The organism is Microbulbifer weihaiensis (genome assembly GCF_048323715.1).
GTDB lineage: Bacteria > Pseudomonadota > Gammaproteobacteria > Pseudomonadales > Cellvibrionaceae > Microbulbifer.
Genome location: NZ_JBLWFL010000018.1, coordinates 48,264 through 68,086 on the forward strand (window position 1 = coordinate 48,264; position 19,823 = coordinate 68,086).

10 protein-coding genes are annotated in these 19,823 nt (G+C 60.0%); 8 read left to right on the forward strand and 2 right to left on the reverse strand.

What is annotated here, in order from left to right; translation table 11 throughout:
• Window positions 1–41: 41 nt before the first annotated feature.
• The 3 genes from ACNKU7_RS16290 to ACNKU7_RS16300 all read left to right on the forward strand — a co-directional run bounded on the left by ACNKU7_RS16290 (window position 42) and on the right by ACNKU7_RS16300 (window position 6,123).
• A complete protein-coding gene (locus ACNKU7_RS16290; protein WP_418298064.1) occupies window positions 42–1,589 on the forward strand; it encodes a tryptophan halogenase family protein in 1,548 nt (515 codons plus the stop codon).
• Complete coding sequence (locus ACNKU7_RS16295; protein ID WP_418298065.1) at window positions 1,586–3,106, forward strand: tryptophan halogenase family protein; 1,521 nt, start codon at window positions 1,586–1,588, stop codon at window positions 3,104–3,106. The genes ACNKU7_RS16290 and ACNKU7_RS16295 overlap by 4 nt, the downstream gene beginning before the upstream one ends.
• A 476-nt stretch (window positions 3,107–3,582) precedes the next feature.
• Window positions 3,583–6,123, forward strand: a complete 2,541-nt coding sequence (locus ACNKU7_RS16300) for a glycoside hydrolase family 3 protein (protein WP_418298066.1) — start codon at window positions 3,583–3,585, stop codon at window positions 6,121–6,123.
• A gap of 166 nt (window positions 6,124–6,289) precedes the next feature.
• On the opposite strand, the gene ACNKU7_RS16305 is transcribed toward ACNKU7_RS16300, so the two are convergent.
• Entirely contained in the window at window positions 6,290–7,459 is a 1,170-nt protein-coding gene (locus ACNKU7_RS16305; protein WP_418298067.1) for a helix-turn-helix domain-containing protein, read from the reverse strand.
• A gap of 298 nt (window positions 7,460–7,757) precedes the next feature.
• On the opposite strand from ACNKU7_RS16305, the gene ACNKU7_RS16310 reads away from it, so the two are divergent.
• The 4 genes from ACNKU7_RS16310 (at window position 7,758) to ACNKU7_RS16325 (ending at window position 16,858) form a co-directional block, all read left to right on the forward strand.
• The gene (locus ACNKU7_RS16310) at window positions 7,758–10,634 is read left to right on the forward strand and encodes a glycosyl hydrolase (RefSeq protein WP_418298068.1); all 2,877 of its coding nucleotides are present in this window, start codon (window positions 7,758–7,760) and stop codon (window positions 10,632–10,634) included.
• Window positions 10,635–11,210: 576 nt separating this feature from the next.
• Window positions 11,211–12,173 (forward strand): glucokinase, encoded by a 963-nt coding sequence (glk, locus tag ACNKU7_RS16315; RefSeq protein WP_418298069.1) that lies wholly within the window; start codon window positions 11,211–11,213, stop codon window positions 12,171–12,173.
• Window positions 12,174–12,392: 219 nt separating this feature from the next.
• A complete protein-coding gene (locus tag ACNKU7_RS16320; RefSeq protein WP_418298070.1) occupies window positions 12,393–15,242 on the forward strand; it encodes a TonB-dependent receptor in 2,850 nt (949 codons plus the stop codon).
• Between the two features lie 125 nt (window positions 15,243–15,367).
• The gene (locus tag ACNKU7_RS16325) at window positions 15,368–16,858 is read left to right on the forward strand and encodes a tryptophan halogenase family protein (protein ID WP_418298071.1); all 1,491 of its coding nucleotides are present in this window, start codon (window positions 15,368–15,370) and stop codon (window positions 16,856–16,858) included.
• Window positions 16,859–16,919: 61 nt separating this feature from the next.
• Here ACNKU7_RS16325 and ACNKU7_RS16330 read toward each other — a convergent pair whose 3' ends face one another.
• On the reverse strand, window positions 16,920–17,762 hold the full coding sequence (locus ACNKU7_RS16330; RefSeq protein WP_418298072.1) for a universal stress protein: 843 nt from the start codon (window positions 17,760–17,762) through the stop codon (window positions 16,920–16,922).
• Window positions 17,763–17,987: 225 nt separating this feature from the next.
• On the opposite strand from ACNKU7_RS16330, the gene ACNKU7_RS16335 reads away from it, so the two are divergent.
• The gene (locus tag ACNKU7_RS16335; RefSeq protein WP_418298073.1) at window positions 17,988–19,709 is read left to right on the forward strand and encodes an alpha-amylase family glycosyl hydrolase; all 1,722 of its coding nucleotides are present in this window, start codon (window positions 17,988–17,990) and stop codon (window positions 19,707–19,709) included.
• Window positions 19,710–19,823 lie beyond the last annotated feature (114 nt).

Here is a 19,823-nt window from a genome sequence, read left to right on the forward strand (position 1 = left end):
CAACGCACACAAAGCTCCCGATGGGGGCAGGGCGATGTAGCATGACGAGAGCTTTGACAAGCGAACAGAATATCCGGCGGCTGGTGATCGTCGGTGGCGGCACCGCGGGCTGGATGGCGGCGGCGAGCCTGCAGCACCACTTCAGCGGCACCCCGCTGTCGATTGCTGTGGTGGAGTCCCCGGAGATCGGCACCATCGGCGTCGGTGAGGCCACCACGCCCACCATCCGCCGCTTTTACCAGCAGCTGGGCCTGCGGGATCTCCCGGTGATGCAGGCGATTGGCGCCACCTGCAAACTCGGTATCCAGTTCAACCACTGGAAGGCACCGAATCACAGCTTCTTTCACCCCTTCAGCGTGTTCGGGCAGTCCCTCAACGGGGTGGATTTCCTGCAGTACTGGCTGAAAGCCAAAAGCGCCGGCCTCGCCGGAGAGCTCAGCGATTTTTCACTCGGCGCGCAGCTGGCGCTCGCCGGCAAGTTTTCCCCGCCCGCGCCGAAGCCTGCGTCCACCCTCAGCGTGTACGACTGGGCGCTGCACCTGGATGCCGGGCGCTTCGCCGAGCTGTTGCGGCAGCACGCACTACAGGGCGGCGTCCGCCATATTCAGGGCACGATAGAGCGGGTGCAGAAAACCGATGACGGCCTGGTACAGACCCTGCACCTGCGCGGCGGCGACACCGTGGACGGAGACCTGTTTATCGACTGCTCCGGGTTTCGCGGCCTGCTGATTGAAGGTGCGCTGGAAACCGGCTTCGAAGACTGGGGCCAGTGGTTGCTGTGCGATGCGGCCTGGGTCGCGCCCAGTGCGCGCAGCGGCAGGGCCAATCCGTACACCCGGGTCGACGCACACGGTGCGGGCTGGCAGTGGAACATTCCGCTGCAGGAGCGCGATGGCAACGGCCGGGTATTCGCCAGCCGCTTCCTGCCGGACGCGCAGGCGCAGGCGGAGTTTGCCGAATCCCTCGGCGAGCGTGCGCTGGCCGAGCCGCGCCTGATCCGCTTCCAGCCCGGTATCCGCAAGCGCGCCTGGAACGGCAACGTGATCGCGCTGGGGCTGGCTGCCGGGTTCCTCGAGCCGCTGGAAAGTACTTCCATTGCGCTGATCGAAACCGGCATCGAACGGATCAAGCAGCTGTTCCCGAGCCGTGGCATCGAGCCGGTGATCGTGGACGAATTCAATCAGCAGACGCGGCTCGAATACGAACGCGTACGGGATTTCATCATCCTGCACTACGCGCTCAACGGCCGCGACGACAGCGATTTCTGGCGCGAGTGCCGCGCCATGTGGCTGCGGGGCGATGTGCCGGAGACCCTGCGCAGCAAGATCGAGCTGTTTAAGGCGCGCGGTTACGTGAAACGCTACCGCTGGGAAATGTTCCAGCCGGCGAGCTGGCTGGCGCTGTTTTCCGGTTTCGACTACCTGCCTGAGCACTGGGATCTGGCCGCAGACCGGATCCCGGATCCGGCGTTGCGTTCCAGCCTGGAGTCCATGCAGCAGAGCGTGCGCGCGGCGGTGACCGAGGCGCCAGATCACGACGAATTTCTCGCCCGCTACGTGCTGGGCGCACAACAGGAGTCATCCACATGAACAGTGCAGACAACCGGATCCGCAAAATCGCCATTGTCGGCGGCGGCTCCACCGGCTGGATTGCCGCGGCGGTGCTGGCCAACCAGTTCCAGCGCGAGCTGGTGGAAATCACTCTGGTGGAGTCGGAAGAGATCGGCACCATCGGCGTCGGTGAATCCACCATTCCCCCCTTTGTGGGCCTGCTGCGCGGACTGGGTATCGATGAGCGCGAGTTTATCCGCGAGACCCAGGCCAGTTTCAAGCTCGGTATCAGCTTCGATGACTGGCACACCAAGGGCGAGAAGTATTTCCACCCGTTCGGCGTGATCGGCCAGCGCCTGGGGATGCATGAGTTTTACCAGGGCTGGTTGTGGGCGCAGCAGAACGGCGACGATACACCGCTACAGGATTACGCCCCCTGTTCGGTGATGGCGCGGGAGGGGAAATTCTTCCTGCCACAGAAAGCCCAGAAAACCCCCATTGGTGGCGGTGCCTATGCATTGCACCTGGATGCCAAGCTGGCCGGCCGCTACCTGCGCAAGTATGCCGAGGCGCGCGGTGTCCAGCGGGTCGAGGGAATCGTCAGCGAAGTGAAAAGCCGCACTGACGGCTTTATCGAGCGCCTGCACCTGCAGGACGGTCGCGAGGTCGAGGCCGATTTCTTTATCGACTGCACCGGCTTCCGCGCGCTGCTGATCGAAAAGCATCTTGGGGTCGGCTTTGAGGACTGGAAGCAGTACCTGCCCTGTGATCGCGCGGTCACCGTGCAGACCGAGAACACCGGCGATACCACCCCGTTCACCCGCGCCGCCGCGGAAGACGCCGGCTGGCGCTGGCGGATTCCGCTGCAGCACCGCACCGGCAACGGCTATGTCTACGACTCCCGGTTTATCAGTGACGAGGACGCCAAGGCGCGGCTGTTACAGGCGGTGGACGGCAAGCCGCTGATGGATCCGATGGTAATTCCGTTCCGCACCGGCATTCGCGACGAGCTGTGGAAGAACAACTGTCTGTCGCTGGGGCTCGCCTCCGGCTTTATCGAGCCGCTGGAGAGCACCGCCATCCACCTGGTGACCCGCGGGCTGGATTTCTTCCTGCGCTTCTTCCCGGGCAAGGACTGCGATGTGTCGCTGGCGGCCGAATACAACCGCCGCATGCGCCTGGATCACGAAGAAATCCGGGATTTCATCGTGCTGCACTACTGCCTGACCGCGCGCGACGACACCGACTTCTGGCGCTGGTGGCAGGATGCGGAAATTCCGCAGAGCCTGCGCGAGCGCATCGCCCTGTTCCAGGGCCACGGTGTACTGCGCGAGGGTATCGACGAGCTGTTCCACAGCCCCAGTTGGTATTCGGTATTCGAGGGCATGGGCGTGCGCCCGCGCCAGTGCGACCCGCGCATCGAAAACATGCCGTTGGCGACCATTCGCCAGGCGATGGAAAGCGGCCGTACCGCGATTGCGGATATGGTGGCGACCCTGCCGAGTCACGACGAGTTTCTGCGAGAGCATTGCCCGGCGGTGAGTCTCAAATCTTGAACGTCAGGTGATGTTGTTCGATGAGCTGAACTCGTCGTGAAGGTGCCTCTACCGGGTATAGCTTTGTGAGACCGTCTGCGGCCAGGACGGCCGCAGCCGAGCCCCCATGGATGGGTTTACGGCGTGTCTCACAAAGCTATACCCGGTAGTGGTGCCGCCACGGTGTCCGTACGTGAACTGTGAAGTGGGATCTTCAGTCGGTCGCTCATCCAGGCCTGCAGTCGCAGGTCTTTTTTTATCTGCCGGGACTGCATCTGGGGGAACCGCTTTACCTGATTGGTGGCCAAAAATGCGGCTGAAGGACTCCCACTTTCCCGGATCGGCAGGGTGGCAAGGTGGTTTGCACCATTTTGAGCCGCAGGTTCAAAGTGGGACGAAGGTTCATGTCCCATTGCGTACAAAGGATCCTGATAAATCTGAAATTACAGAACCTGTGGTGCTGGTTCATTCACAAGAATAAGTGGAGTGTTGCGGTGATGAAGAAGCGAATTCTGCTGGGGGTTATCTCCGGCCTGATCGCCGGTGGTGGGATCGCCGGTTGCAGCGAAAAAAACACGACTGAAGGTTCCGGTCACGAATCCCCGACGGCACATCTGAATGCAGACTGGCCGCAACTGACCAGCGGTATCGCCAAAGACCCGGCGATGGAAGCGCGCATCGACGAACTCCTGGCCAGGATGTCCCTGGAGGAAAAAGTCGGCCAGCTGATGCAGGTCGAGATCCGCAGTGCGACCCCGGAAGATGTGAAGAACTACCACGTAGGCTCCATCCTCAACGGTGGCGGCGCCTTCCCGAACGACAACAAGCACGCAACCGTAGCGGACTGGGTGGCGCTGGCGGATGCCTATTACAACGCCTCCATGGACACCAGTGACGGCGGCGTGGCGATCCCGATGATCTGGGGTACCGACGCGGTGCACGGCCACAACAACGTGATCGGCGCGACCCTGTTCCCGCACAACATCGCCCTGGGTGCCACCCACAATCCGCAGCTGATGCGCCAGATCGGCGCGATTACCGCCGCGGAAGTGTCTGCAACCGGCATCGACTGGGTGTTCGCACCGACGCTGGCGGTAACCCGCGATGACCGCTGGGGCCGCAGCTACGAATCCTATTCCGAAGATCCGGAGCTCGTGCGCAGCTATGCCGGCGAGCTGGTGGAAGGCCTGCAGGGTGGTATCGGCAGCGATGAGCTGCTGGGCGACCGGCATGTAGTGGGCACGGCGAAACATTTCCTCGCCGACGGCGGCACCAGCGGCGGCATCGACCGCGGCGACGCGCAGATGAGTGAAGAAGAACTGGTGCGCCTCCACGCCCAGGGCTACTTCTCCGCGATCGAAGCCGGTGTACAGACGGTGATGGCCTCCTTCAGCAGCTGGAACGGCGAGAAGATGCACGGCCACAAATACCTGCTGACCGACGTACTGAAGAACCGCCTCGGCTTCGACGGCTTTGTGATCGGCGACTGGGCCGGCCACCAGTTTGTGAACGGATGTACCAATGTGCGCTGCCCGCAGGCGATCAACGCCGGCCTGGATATGTTCATGGCACCGGATCCCAGCTGGAAAGAGCTGTACGCGAACACCGTGGAAGACGCCAAGAGCGGTGCGCTTTCTGCCGAGCGCCTCGACGATGCGGTGCGCCGTATCCTGCGGGTGAAAATGCGCGCAGGTTTGTTTGACGCCGGTGCGCCTTCCGAGCGCGCTTTTGCTGCAGACGAGTCCCTGATCGGTGCCCCGGCACACCGCGCCATCGCCCGCCAGGCGGTGCGCGAGTCTCTGGTGATGCTCAAGAACAACGACGGCCTGCTGCCGCTGGCCCGCAACCAGCGCGTACTGGTGGCCGGTGACGGCGCCGACAATATCGGCAAGCAAGCCGGTGGCTGGAGCATCACCTGGCAGGGTACCGGCAACGAGAACGCGGACTTCCCCGGCGCCACCTCCGTATTCGGTGGTATTGCGGAAGTCGTGGACGCGGCGGGCGGCACGGCGGAGCTTTCTGTCGATGGCAGCTTCGAGCAGAAGCCGGACGTGGCCATCGTGGTGTTCGGTGAAGACCCCTACGCGGAAATGCAGGGTGACGTTTCCAACCTGGACTACAACGGCGACGCCGACCTGGCGCTGCTGCAGCGCCTGCGCGAGCAGGACATCCCGGTGGTGGCCCTGTTTATCACCGGTCGCCCGCTGTGGGTGAACCCGGAAATCAACGCCTCCGATGCCTTTGTGGTGATCTGGCAGCCGGGCACCGAGGGTGCCGGTGTGGCCGACGTGCTGTTCCGCGATGCCGACGGTGCCGTGAACCACGACTTCAAGGGCAAGCTGACCTTCTCCTGGCCGAACGATGCGCGCCCTGAGCTGCGCAACCGCGGCCAGAACGAAGAACTGGCACAGTTCCAGTACGGCTATGGCCTGACCTACCAGAGCGGCGTACAGCTGGCCGAGCTTTCGGAAGAGAGCGGCCTGCAGCAGTCCGATGCCAGCGAGGCGCTGGCGGTGTTCAACGGTCGCGCACTGGATCCGTGGAGCCTGCAGGTATTCGACGCTGGCAATAACCACGCGGTGATCGCCAGCAGCGTGGCCAAGCTACAGGGCATTCAGGTGCAGTCCGTGGATCGCAAGGTGCAGGAAGACAGCCGTCGCCTGCAGTGGAGCGGCGAGGGCAATGCGATGGCCGGCTTCTTTGCCAACAGCCGCACGGATCTGTCTGGCTACCTGGGCAACCAGGGGGCGCTGGTATTCGACGTGAAAGTGGATGCGGTGCCCAGTGATGTGGTGACCCTGGGTATGAATTGCGGCACTGACTGCGGCGCCGAGCAGTCCATTACCGAGCTGCTGAAAGCGGCGGCACCGGGTGAATGGAAAACGGTAGCGGTGGATCTGCAGTGCCTGGCCCAGCGCGGCGCGAAGATGGATATGGTGCTGTCACCTTTCTATGTGCGCACCGCCGGTGCCCTTGACCTGACCGTCCACGACATCCGTATTGCGTCCAACACGGATGCGGATATCCACTGCGGTTGAACCCCTCTCCATGTAAACCGGCCGCTGCGGATCTATCTGAGCCGCCGGTTTACATCTATTGCTTTGAAGTAGCCCCGTGGCGGCGCCGCACCCGGTATCGCCGCCTTCTCCCATAACTAAGCTTCAACGAACAGTTTTTGGGAGAACTTGTGTTGGCAATATCTGATTAAGAGCCAGTAGGGTCTTCATCAAGGGTGCCAGCCGCTGCGCGCTTGCGGTACTCCGTAGGCGACATGCCTACCAAACGGCTGAAGAAACGGTGGAAAGCCGATTTGCTGTTGAAACCGGATTCCAGCAATACATCCAGTACCGTCATATCGGACTTCTCCGGATCCGCCAGCAGCGCCTTGGCGGCTTCCACGCGGTACGAATTCACGAACTCAAAGAAATTGGTTCCGAAGTGTTTGTTGATCACCGAGGACACTTCTTTCGCCGGCAGGTCGATGCGCTCGGAGAACTGTTCCAGGTTCAAATTTTTCTTCAGGTAGATCCGCTCGCTTTCCATCGCATTGCGCACCTTGGCAATGGCGGGCTCCGAGGGCTCGTCTTCGCTGACCGGCTCGCGGCTCTCCTCCGGCTTGGTGTCCAGCAGCTGGTGGGCGTACGTCAGGCTGTAGGCGAAGAACGCATTGATCAGAATGAACGTGACATAGTTGTCGGCGATGCCCATATAGTCCGACACCACACTGCTGGAGAACTTGGCCACGATGTGTGTGAGCAGGGTCCAGCCCCAGGACAGCAGTAAGCCCCAGGTCAGCGCCGACAGCCAGTGGAGCTCCACTTCGGAAAAATCCGAATACTCATCCTGCAGCTCTTTGCGATAGCGGCGCACCAGACGCAAGGATGCAATTGCATAACAGAAGGGCACCAGGCAGGCAAAATCCCAGATCCACTCGATGGCGTATTCGGCGGGTGCACTGGCCGTGCCGGTGCTCAGGTGTCGCAGGTCTGCGCTGGTTACGCCCAGTACCGCCAGTGCCAGGATCAGCAGTCCCACGGGAATCAGGTGCAGGGCGTGTTTGCGATTGAGCGCGAAGCTCTTCTTGGTCAGCGAACTGAAATACAGGTAGATCGCCGGCCCTTTCAGCAGCTGTGCAGAGAGCAGCAGGTAGGGCACCAGCGACTGTTCAAACCAGGGCGACAGGGTGAACTGGTCGTTCCAGAGCACCAGCGTCAGGCTGGATACAACGGCAATAATCAGCAGGAAAGCGGTCAGGAGCCGGCCGTCATCGCGTCCGCGCTTGGGCAATATGGTGTGGAAGATGGCCAGCAGCAGGCACTCGGCGGCGGTCATCAACAGCACGACATCGGGAATATTGAATATGTAGGCTTTCATCTCTGCATCGTCAGATCGGACTCTTTAACGGCTTTTTTATTATTTTTATTCGTCAGGCTGCGCAGTATAGGAGAAATTGCCCGCCCGTAGGAGGTTTCTATGCCGGCTCGGGCAAGCATTGCCGCGCCATGACTGTGAAGTATTCTGCGAATCCGCCGTTCCGCGAGCCCCAGTTTGCACCGTGAGCGAAAGTGGGGCGACTGGATATGACCCTCAGGCCACCATTTTCCGGACAGTACAGGTAATACAGTACTGATACAGGAGTGCCAAATAAAAATAACGGAAATGGTAGGAAACAATGAAAGTGATGAACACACTGTCCAGGCTTTGCCTGGGCGCAGCGCTGTGTTGCGCGTCGCTGGCGCACGCTGGCTTCACGAGTTACGGCGCAGGCAATGTCAGCGATACCATCAATCCAGCCGGTTACGGTTGCGTGGTCGACTACGGTACCTGGATTCACAATGCCGGGGTAGTCGAGCCGGGCGTCAGTTCCTGCAATCCCATCGGCGCGCCGATACCGCGCCACCCACAGCTGGTGCCGCCGGCCAGTAACCAGCCCACGATGACCCATCGCTGGTGGGGCTCGGTTTCCTTTCTCGGTGAAATGACGGTCGGTGATTCTGCCGACTCCGCCTATATCACCCCGGATCCGGTGACTGCGCGCATCAGCAACCGCGGTGCACGGGTGCTGGCGATTCCGTCTGGCCTGCAGACGGTGGGTAACCAGACGATCTACCAGATACCGGATCCATTCAGCGAGGTGTTTGACGGTATCGCCGTGGGCAACACGGCCTTCGCCAATATGGATGCCTACCTCAAGGATTACAGTGATGGCAGCGTGACCGTGCAATGGCGCTCAGGTACGACCCCAGTCATGGAAGCCACGTTTGTGTATGGCTCGCCCTTCGTGTACTTCGAGGCCTTTGCCGGCAACCTGGTATTACGAACCAAGGCCGCCGACAGCGGGGAAAAGGGCATCTACCACACCGATGGCAACAGCCTCGGGGTGTGGACTGATGTGGCCGGCGTGCGCAATTACTTCCTTGCGGTGGGCGATGGCAGTACCCAGTTCCTCAATCCGAATTCCGCCGAAATCGCGCTGTCCGGCAGCAGCCGGCTGACACTGGCCTGGCTGCCGGTCAGCGGGGTACCGGATCCGGGCACGCGGCAGTATTTTGCCCAATACGCGATGCAGCCGGTGGACGAGGTGTTTATCGGCTACAGCGTCGACCGCGGGAATAACTCGGTCAACATCTCCCATCAATACCGCTACCAGGGCGCGCCGGTAAATACCCTGGCCGGTCTGCAGCCGCTGCACTGGAAGAATTCGGCGCAGCCGCTTTCCGGGTACAAGGCGCGCAGCGCGCGTGGGGTGGTGCAGTTCGCGGCCACCAGCCAGTTCAGTTACCAGCTGCCGTTTGTGGGGGTACTGCCGTATTTCCCCGAGGGCATCGGCGACTACGATACGCAGACGCTGCAGCAGCTGGTGCAGGACTATGTGCAGCAGGGGGCGTCGCAGTGGAATACCCACACCGATACCTACTGGTCCGGCAAGAACTACGGAAAGGTGGCCGAGCTGGCGGCCATCGCCCGCAGCCACGGCATGACAGCCGAGGCGGATCAGCTGATCAACTGGCTGAAAGGCGAGCTGGAAGACTGGTTCCGCGCGGATACCTCCGGTGGCCTGGATCTCAACAAATACTTCGTCTACGACAGCGAGTGGAACACCCTGCTGGGCTTTGATGAATCCTTTGGCGCACAGCAGCAGCTGAATGACCACCACTTTCACTACGGTTACTTCGTGCGCGCGGCGGCGGAAATCTGCCGGGTGGATGCAGGCTGGTGCTCCGCGTCGGCGTGGGGGCCGATGGTGGAAATGCTGATTCGCGATTACGCCGGTGGCCGCGGGGACGGAATGTTCCCGTATCTGCGCAATTTCGATCCGGCGAATGGGTTTTCATGGGCTTCCGGGCACGCGAACTTTGTGCTCGGCAACAACAACGAATCCACCTCCGAAGCGGCCAACGCCTATGGTGCGATCATTCTCTACGGCCTGATTACCGGCAACGACGACCTCGTCAACCGGGGCATGTACCTGCACGCTTCATCCACCGCCGCCTACTGGGAGTACTGGAACAACCTGGACCGGTACCGCGGCCTCGGTGGTGACTACGACAACTTCTTTGCCGATTACACCCGGATGACCACCTCGATCATCTGGGGCAACGGGCACGTATTCTCCACCTGGTTCAGCGGTGCCTATGCGCACATCCTCGGCATCCAGGGTCTGCCGCTGTCGCCGCTGGTACTGCACATCGGCCAACACCCGGCCTACCTGAACGACTATGTCAGCCTGGGCATGAGTGGGGAATCCAGCAATGGCAAACCGTCGGGATTGCCGGACGGACACTGGCGGGATGTGTGGTGGAATATCTGGGCCATGACTGACGGTGCTGCGGCCGTAGCGGACTTCAACACCGTCAACTTGAATTACACCCCGGAAGAGGGCGAGAGCAAGGCGCACACCTATCACTGGATCCACACCTATAAAGCCCTGGGGCATCTCGCCAGCGGCAGTGGCAGCCTGAGTGCGGATTACCCGGCGGCGCTGGCGTTCGACAATAACGGCGAGAAAACCTACCTTGCGTACAACTTCGGCAATAGCGCGCGCACCGTGCACTTTTCCGACGGCACCAGCTTCAGTGTGCCCGCCGGGCAGATGTCGGTTGATGGTGTCAGTGGCAGTAGCGGTGGCGGCAGTAGTGGCGGCAGCGGCGGCAACGGCTTCGATCTCACCATCGAGGCCGAGGATTACGACTTTATGGCCGGGGTGCAGACAGAGCCGACCGCAGATGCCGGTGGCGGCGTCAACGTGGGCTGGATCGATGCCGGCGACTGGCTCGCCTACGCGGATGTGCAGATTCCGGCCGCCGGCAGCTACCAGGTGGAATACCGGGTGGCGAGTGAATCGGCAGGTGGTCACCTGGTGCTGGACATGAATGCGGGAGCGACGGTGCTCGGTGAGCTGGATGTCCCGGTTACCGGTGGCTGGCAAAACTGGGTCACGGTGCAGCATACGGTGCAGATGCCGGCAGGGCCATTCAACCTGGGGGTTTACGCGGCGGCCGGGGGCTGGAACATCAACTGGCTGCGCATCCGCAGCGTCGGGCCCTGATCTTTCCTCTGGAGCGCTTAGCGCGTGGTGCCACGGATTGTGGCGCCACTTGTGGGACTGTGTCGCGCAGGATATGGCACGCCCAGTTTGCGTGAAGTGGCAAAGTGGGGCGAAAGGGGCTTGGCTTTTCAGGATACTCGCGGCCATCGGATGTTGCCTGTAATGGCGCGGTGAATGGGAGTCTCTGTGGGAGTCCTGGGGCACCGCTGCATTGCTGCGCTGGCAACCCGACATCATCTCTCTTCCCCCGCTACGCGGGTTTGTCCCGTATTACTTGGCTGGACCGGCAGATTTCTGCCGGTATTTTTTTGCCTCAAACTTGCCCGCGCCGCTTTGCGCCAAGATTTGCGCTCACCAGGTTATGCCCACTAAGGTAAGGACAGGAAGTGGAACGCCATCAGGTTATCGCCGGGCTCTCCTCCCCCCATATTTGTGACTGCCACCCCCCGCTAGGGCTGGAGTTTTCTGCGGCAAGTCATTAACTTATAGCGCCGTTTTTCAGAGGCTGGAACCGTAGGGTTCCAGCGTTTTGTCGAGCGTGGTTGCCCAATAAAGGAAAGTGAAAAGGACAGTGTCATGACCAGAATCGTTGCGGACATCGGCGGTACCAACGCCCGCTTCGCCATTGCCCATCCCCAGGACGGCGGATATCGGCTGGAGGCCATTCAGGTGGTGAACTGTGCCAGATTCCCGGATTTTTATGCGGCGCTGGGGCAGTGGCTCGACGGCCTGGATCAGCCGCGTCCCAAGCAGGCCTGCATCGCGGTGGCCGGTCCGGTCGAAAAGACGCCCGAGGGTGGTCGCGTGACCATGACCAACCTGGGCTGGGAAATCCGCGCCGAGGAACTTTGTGCGCGCCTGGAACTGGATCGCGCGCTGGTGGTGAATGATTTTGCGGCGCTGGCGCTCTCCCTGCCGCGCCTCGCGGAAGAAGACAAGTGGGCGCTGCGGGACGTGCCGGCCACCCCGAATGGCCCCATGGTGGTACTGGGCCCGGGCACCGGGCTTGGGGTTGCCGCACTGGTTCACGATGGCGGTACCTACCGCGTGGTGCCGGGGGAGGGTGGCCACGCCAACCTGTCTGCCGGCAGCGAGCGGGAACTGGAGCTGCTGCAGATCCTCGCGCGCACCCAGCTGCCGGTTTACAACGAATATGTGCTGAGCGGTGGCGGCCTGGTGAACCTGTACCGCGCGGTGTGTGCGCTGCACGGCCGCCCGGCGGAAGACCTGACGCCGCCGGATGTCAGCAGCCGTGGCCTCGATGGCTCGGATCCACTGTGCCGCGAAACCCTGATCGATTTCCTCAACTTCCTCGGCAGCGCCGCCGGTGATGCCGCCCTTTATTATGTGGCGCGCGGTGGTGTATTCCTCGGTGGCGGCGTGCTGCCGCGGATCGAGTCGCTGCTGCCGGAAAGCGCATTCGAGCAGCGCTTTGTTACCAAGGGGCGCTTGGGCGAATGGTTGCAGGGCGTTCGTGTGGAGGTGCTCAAGGCCGGATATCCCGCCCTGATCGGTGCCGCGGCCTGGCTGGAGCACTGATTTACCCTCCGCCGTAAAATCGGGCGAATATTTTTTGTTCGCTCTGGTCAAAAAACGATCTTCCGCTATAATCGCCCGCCTTTGGTGCGTGGCCGGACTTCCCCCCTTTCTGTCTGGCGGATTCTCCCCCTCCTCCCCCCCAGGGGGTGGAGGATATGGACTTGGGGTACGCCTAGGATGGCGGTACTCACCATAACGATAAGTCCAAGGGAGAAGATGATGAGTCTGACTAACAAACGTTTTCGGCCGGCGATGCTGTCCGTAGCTATTGCTGCGTCCGTGTCCTCTGTCGGTGTATATGCGCAGGAAGATGGTGCTACTGCGCTGGAAGAACTTACGGTTACCGGTTTCCGCAAGAGCGTGATGGACTCGATCGACACCAAGCGCGATTCGAAGTCCGTTGTAGAAGCCATCTCCGCAGAAGATATTGGCAAACTGCCTGACTCCTCCATCGCTGAAGCTATCTCCCGCTTGCCGGGCCTGGCGACCCAGCGCCTGGACGGACGTGCAAGCCGCGTGACCATTCGTGGCTTTGGTGAAAATGAAAGTGCGACCACCTTCAACGGTCGCGAACAGGTATCCATTTCCGACAACCGCGGTGTGGAATTCGACCTGTACCCCTCCGAAATCATGAGCGGTGTGACCGTTTACAAGACTCCGTCTGCCAACCTGGAAGCGGAAGGTATCGCCGGTGTCATCGACATGCAGACCGTGAAGCCGCTGGAGCGCGGCGAGCGCGTAGTGCAGTTCAACGGCCAGCTGGAGCAGACCAGCTTTGACAAGCTGAACCCGGACGGTGAAGACCAGGGCCACCGCGGCACCTTCTCTTACGTAGACCAGTTTGCGGACGACACCATTGGTGTGGCTTTTGCCTACAACACCATGAGCTCCCCGAACCAGGAAGAGCGCTGGCAGACCTGGGGATACGCAAACGTATTCCTCAACCCGCAAGGCGGCTACACCACCAGCGACAAAACTGAAATCAAAAACGATGCTGACGAAGTCATCGAGACGATCCCTCACGAACTGGTAGGTTCCATGCTGGGCGGCGCCAAGCCGTTTGTTCGCTCCTCCGTGCTTGAGCGCGACAGCGCCATGCTGGTGGTAGAATTGCAGCCTAACGAAAAACTGAATGCCACTTTCGACGCCCTGTACGTGGACTTCTCCGACGAGAAAATCCTGCGCGGTATCGAGGTTCCATTCGCATGGGGGCAGGGCGCCCTCTCGCCAAACGCGATCGACGACGCAAGCGGCTTCATCACCAGCGGCAACACCGATGGCCAGCGCGTAGTAGTGCGCAACGACCTGGAAACCCGCGCAGCGGAAATGAAGTCCTTCGGTTTCAACACCAAGTACGACTTCAGCGATGACCTGCAGCTGGAATTCGACGCCAGCCACTCTAAAGTTGAGCGCGACATCTGGAGTTTCGAAAGCTACTCCGGCACTGGCCGTGGCGACAACGGCGGTGTAGCCGATAACCTGAGCTACATCTTTGACGGTGGCAACACCGGTGCCAAGTTCCAGCATGGCCTGGATTACAGCGACTGGAACCTGATCCAGTTGGGCGGCCCCCTGAGCTGGGGTGGCAGCCAGGCGCTGAACGACAAGTACAACCTGGCAGGTACCCCGCTGCAGAATACCGCGCAGGACGGCTTCCTGAATGCGCCGGAAATTGACGACGAGCTGAGCTCCCTGAAACTGGCGGCAACCCAGATCGTTGAAGCCGGTATCGTCAACGAAGTTTCCTACGGTGTTTCCTACCGTGACCGCCAGAAGGTGAAACGCTCCCAGGGTTACTTCATGACCCTCGACAACTTCCCGGGCACTATGGTCGTACCGGAAGAGTACCGTCTGGGCAGTGTCTCTCTCGACTTCATCGGCATGGGCGACATGATTGCCTATGATGCGGCGGGCATGCTGAAAGACGGTTTCTACGAGCTGACCGACGAAGCCCTGACCGATATCAAGCACCTGACCAAGTCTTACGATATCAGCGAAGAAGTGACCGCAGCCTTTGCCCAGGCCGGCCTGGAAACCGAAGTCGCCGGCCTGCCGCTGAGCGGTAATATCGGCCTGCGCTACGTGCACACCCAGGTAAATTCCAAGGGCTACACCGGCAAGGTTGAGAACAACCTGGTGGTTGCCGAAGCGTCTAACGTTAAGCACGACTACGGCCACCTGCTGCCCAGCATGAACCTGGTGCTGGAACTCAACGAAAGCCAGACCCTGCGTTTCGGTGCGGCGAAAACCATTTCTCGCGCGCGCATGGACGAGATGAACTCCTCCGTAAACTTCTCGTACTCCGACACCCCGGACGCCAATGGCAACAACTTCAAGATTGAAGGCGGCAACCCCTATCTTGAGCCGAAGGAAGCAGTGGGTCTGGATCTGTCCTACGAGAACTATTTCAGCGAAGAGGGTTACTACTCTGTCGCACTGTTCTGGAAAGACCTGGATTCCTGGCACTTCGATGACAACTACCAGGTGGATGTTTCCGAGGTGCTGGATCTGAGCTCTGCGCTGATTCCGGACGGCGTGTCCTCCAATGCGACCCGTTACAGTAAAGTGAACGGCGGCGGCGGCACCCTGCAGGGTTACGAGCTGTCTGTGTCACTGCCGTTCAATATCCTGAGCGAAAGCCTGGATGGATTCGGCCTGCTGGCGAGCCACACTGGCGTTAGCTCCGATATCAAGGATCTCAACGGTAATAAATACGAGCTGCCGGGCCTGTCTGACAGCATCCAGAACCTGACCTTCTACTACGACAACCACGGCTTCTCCGCCCGTACCAGCGTGCGCAAGCGCTCTGACTTCAAAGGTGAAGTGTACGGTGTTGGTTTCAACATCGACCAGGTGGACGTAGTGGGTGAAACCATTGTTGACGCCCAGCTGGGCTACGACTTTGGCGAGTCCGGTGTCTCTGGTCTGGAAGGTCTGTCTGTATTCCTGCAAGGCATTAACCTGACCGACGAGCCGTTCACCACCCTGAGCGGTGATAACGCGCTGCAGGTTCGTGACTACCAGAGTTACGGCAAGACCTACCTGCTGGGTTTCAGCTACAAGCTGTAATCCCGCCTGAGTAGTACTGAAAAGCCCTTGTAATCTCCCGGTTACAAGGGCTTTTTTTGTTGTTGCCAGGGCTATGTGGTCTACAGTGAGCGCAAGCCACGGCAAAGTTGATGGAGGTGCAGACTGTGCAGGACACAACAATAAAAAACCTGGTTATTCTCGGCGGCGGAACAGCTGGCTGGATGACCGCAGCGCTGATGTCCAAGGTGTTGGGCAAAGTGGTCAATATCACGCTGGTGGAATCGGATCAGATAGGCACCGTCGGCGTAGGTGAGGCGACAATTCCGCCCATCGTGAACTTCAACCAGGCACTTGGCCTGGACGAAAAAGAATTCCTGAAACAAACCAAGGGCAGTATCAAGCTGGGGATCCAGTTTGAAAACTGGTCTCGCCAGGGCGAGCACTACATGCACGCCTTCGGAAGCATCGGCAAGAATTTTCCGTTTTGCGATTTTCATCATTTCTGGCTGCGCAATCGCGAGCAGGGCGGTGCCGACAGTTACTGGGACTACTCGCTGAATTATCAGGCGGCGATGAATAACAAGTTCGCCCCGCTTGCCAATATCCCCAATACCAACCTGCCGGGTATCTCTTACGCCTACCACTTTGATGCGGGACTCTACGCCCGGTATCTGCGGCGCGTTGCCGAGGGGCGCGGCGTGAAGCGTATCGAGGGCAAGGTGTGTGACGTGCGCCAGAACAGTGACACTGGCTTTATAGAGAATCTGCTGCTGGAGAGCGGGCAGGTTGTCGAAGGTGACCTGTTCGTGGACTGTTCCGGGTTTGTTGGCCTGCTGATCGAAAAAGCCGTGGGCAGTGAATACGAAAGCTGGCAGCAGTGGTTGCCGTGCGATCGCGCCATGGCCGTGCCCAGCTGCTCGCCTGAGCGGATACCGCCTTACACCCGTTCTATTGCCCATGCGTGTGGCTGGCAGTGGCAGATACCGCTACAGCACCGGACTGGCAATGGCCTGGTTTATTCAAGTGAACACTGGAGCGATGAACAGGCACATGAAGTTCTGTTTGGTAACCTCCCGGGTGAGGCTCTGTCGGAGCCGCGGATTATTCCGTTCCGCACCGGCCATCGTCGCGAGCAGTGGTGCAAGAACGTGGTGAGCCTCGGCCTTGCCAGTGGTTTTCTGGAGCCACTGGAAAGTACCTCCATTCATCTGGTGCAGTCTGCGGCGACGCGTCTGGTCAAATGTTTTCCACATCGCGGGATTCGCCAGGAAGAAGTGGCGGAGTTCAATCGCCAGTCACGGGTAGAAATGGAGCGTATCCGGGATTTCATTATCCTGCATTACAAGGCCAACCAGCGTCGCGACAGCGATTTCTGGCGGCAATGTGAAGACATGTCGGTGCCGGATTCCCTGCGGGAAAAAATGGAGCTTTTCCGCAGCACGGGCAAGGTCTTCCGGGATTACGACGACCTGTTTACCGAAATTGCCTGGCAGCAGGTGATGATCGGTCAGGGCATTTTGCCGCAAGACCATCATGTGATTGCCGATGGCCTGAACGAAGGCCAGATGAAGGATCTGATGGGAAGCCTGAAGACCCTGATCCAGGGAACGGTAGAGCAGTTGCCGCCGCATGAGGCCTATTTATCCCACAATTGACCTCAGAGGCGCGTGGAATCATCCAAAAGCCCCGCAGGTGCGGGGCTATTCACACAGTGACTTAGTGCGCAGTACTGGTAAAGGCGTTACACACCATTACGTCGATATCCAGCGAGCCGATTACCCGCTCGGCAGTATTGCCGCGCAGCAGCGAGCCGGTTTCCCCGTACTGGTTCAGGGTACCCATCACCACCACGTCCGCATTGATTTCCTTGGCGATCTCGGCAACCACCTCGTTGGTATATCCCTGCTTCACATGGATGCGATCGGTAGGTACGCCAGTTTTTTCTGCCAGTTTGGCCAGTTGGCCGCGATCCGGGTACAGCATGGAATCGAGGAAGGCATTCACCAGGTGCAGCTCCGCACCGTAGCATTCGGCAATATAGCCGGCGCGCTCGGTAATCTGGCGGTTGAGCTGGCGCTGCTGGGTGGTTTTGGCCTGGTAGTTGACCGTGGCGAGTACCACCTTGCGGCGATCCTTGGCGCCGGGACGGATCAGGACCACGGGGCATTTGGCATGCTTGAGCACCTGCCACTTGGATTCTGCAAAGGTGAAGCGGCGGCTGGTCTTCGCGTGTACCGGCAGGTAGATCATTTCCGCGTTGTAGCGCTTGGATTCCTGGATGATCGCCGCCTGCCAGTCGCTGGACCAGCACACGGTGATTTCGAACTCGACGCCGGCTTCTTCAATCGGCTTGCGAATCTGGTCGCGGAACCAGTATTCGTCGCGGAACAGGTGGTCGTTCACCGCGCGGGTGTCTACAGCCTCGCCATCAACAGCCACGAAAACCGCCAGCTTGGGCTGCGGGTTGCGCTCGCGGGCGGTGGTCAGGGCGCGTTCCAGCGCCACGTGCTTGTCATCGTTGGGGTCAACTACGACGAATACGACAGGTTTTTCTTGCATGGTCACTCCTTAATAGCGGGGGGAACTTGGCTTCCCCGATGTGTTCTTTCCGTGTTCTCTCAACCGCACAAACCGCCTGCGGCAACAGGTGTCGACTAGGCGGTCAAGCCTACCACCGGTTGCTGTTTTTTTCATCTACGCCCCGGATCGGGAGGATGTAACCCGCCCCGAGCTGGGTACAGTAGGCTCCAGTGATGACCGTTCCATAACGACGGAGAGAACATAATGAGAAAAATTGCCGGCATTGTTGCCGCACTGGCCGTGGCCGCCTGTTCCAAGGGTGGCGCGGATCAATTGGGGGCAATGGATTCCGCGGTATCTTCGCCAGAAATGCCCGAGGCCGCATTGACCCAAGTCAATGACCCCTTCTGGAACAACGCGACTGTCTATTTCATGCTTCCGGACCGTTTCAACAACGGCGAACCGGCCAATGACCTCGCCTACGGCCGCAAGGCGGATGCGGCGCACATGCGCGGCTTCTTCGGTGGTGACCTGCAGGGTGTCATTGAAAAGCTTGAAGCCGGCTACTTTGAAGACCTGGGCGTGGATGCCATCTGGATGGCACCGGTCATCGAGAACATTCACGGCGCCGATGAAGCCGACAAGCGCACCTACGCTTTCCACGGCTACTGGCCGAAAGACTGGACCGCCGTCGATGCGAACTTTGGTACCGAAGCGGATCTGGCACGCCTGATCGAACTGGCGCATGAGCGCGGTATTCGCGTCCTGCTCGATGCCATCATCAACCATACCGGCCCGGTTACCGAGCAGGATCCGGTGTGGCCGGCAGACTGGGTGCGTACCGACCCGGTGTGTGACTGGTCGAGCTTTGCGGAAAATGTCACCTGTGCCATTCACCCGAATCTCACCGATATCCTCACCGAGAGCGAGGAGCCGGTTGCTCTGCCACCGCAGCTGACGGAAAAATGGCAGCGGGAAGGTCGCCTCGAACAAGAGCAGGCCGAACTGGATGCGTTCTTCCAGCGCACCGGCTACCCGCGGGCGCCGAAGTACTACATCGTGAAGTGGCTGACTGACTGGGTGCGGGAATATGGAGTGGACGGTTTCCGTGTGGATACGGTCAAGCATACCGAGCCGGAAATCTGGGCCATTCTGAAAAAGGAATCCGAGCTGGCCCTGGCGCAGTGGAAGGCCGCCCATCCGGCGAAGAAAATCGACGACCGCCCCTTCTTTATGGTGGGGGAAGTGTATAACTACGGTCTGGATGATTTCTCCAACAGCAAGGGCCGCCTGTACGATTACGGCGACCGCCAGGTAGACTTCTTTGCGCACGGCTTTGACAGCCTGATCAATATGGGCTTCCCGTCCCACGCAAGTGACGATATGGAAAGCCTGTTCAGCCGCTACTCGAGCATCCTGCACGAGGGCGACCTGAAGGATGCCGCAGTGCTGAATTACCTCGGTTCCCACGATGATCACAACTCCTTTGACCGCGAGCGCAAGCAGGTAAAACTGGCAGCCCTGAAGCTCATGCTGGCTCCCGGTGCCGCGCAGATATACTACGGCGATGAAATCGCACGGCCGATGACGGATGAGCAGGCCTTTGGTGATGCCGCGATGCGCGTGCCGATGGACTGGGACAGCCTGAAGAAAGCTGACACCCAGGAAATTCTTGCCCATTGGCAGAAGCTGGGGCAGTTCCGCAAGGCGCACAAAGCCGTCGGTGCCGGTGTGCATAAAAAGCTGGCGGACAAACCCTATGCATTTTCACGCACTCTGGCGGATGACCAGGTTCTGGTTGCGCTGAACGTACCCGCCGGCGAGAAGCTGATTGATACGCATGGTATGTTCACCGATGGCACACTGCTGCGGGACTACTATTCCGGCATCGAGGCCCGGGTTGAAAACGGGAAAGTCCGTCTCATTAGTAACTTTGACATAGTGCTGCTGGGCGAAGTCCGCACCAACGACATTGTGGCACTGTGAACTGATTGCGGAGGGTAGCCTCCGAAGAGAAAGCAGGGCTGAATTTTGGGTTCGGTCCTTAAGAATTTGCAGCGCAAGCTGCAAGTGACCCCGTCTCTTTCTTCGTCGAAAGAT

Bases quoted from the DNA above. Each gene is read 5' to 3' on its own strand.
- ACNKU7_RS16290 (WP_418298064.1), top strand. From the start codon at position 42: ATGACGAGAGCTTTGACAAGCGAACAGAATATCCGGCGGCTGGTGATC.
- ACNKU7_RS16295 (WP_418298065.1), top strand. From the start codon at position 1,586: ATGAACAGTGCAGACAACCGGATCCGCAAAATCGCCATTGTCGGCGGC.
- ACNKU7_RS16300 (WP_418298066.1), top strand. From the start codon at position 3,583: ATGAAGAAGCGAATTCTGCTGGGGGTTATCTCCGGCCTGATCGCCGGT.
- ACNKU7_RS16305 (WP_418298067.1), bottom strand. From the start codon at position 7,459: ATGAAAGCCTACATATTCAATATTCCCGATGTCGTGCTGTTGATGACC.
- ACNKU7_RS16310 (WP_418298068.1), top strand. From the start codon at position 7,758: ATGAAAGTGATGAACACACTGTCCAGGCTTTGCCTGGGCGCAGCGCTG.
- glk (WP_418298069.1), top strand. From the start codon at position 11,211: ATGACCAGAATCGTTGCGGACATCGGCGGTACCAACGCCCGCTTCGCC.
- ACNKU7_RS16320 (WP_418298070.1), top strand. From the start codon at position 12,393: ATGAGTCTGACTAACAAACGTTTTCGGCCGGCGATGCTGTCCGTAGCT.
- ACNKU7_RS16330 (WP_418298072.1), bottom strand. From the start codon at position 17,762: ATGCAAGAAAAACCTGTCGTATTCGTCGTAGTTGACCCCAACGATGAC.
- ACNKU7_RS16335 (WP_418298073.1), top strand. From the start codon at position 17,988: ATGAGAAAAATTGCCGGCATTGTTGCCGCACTGGCCGTGGCCGCCTGT.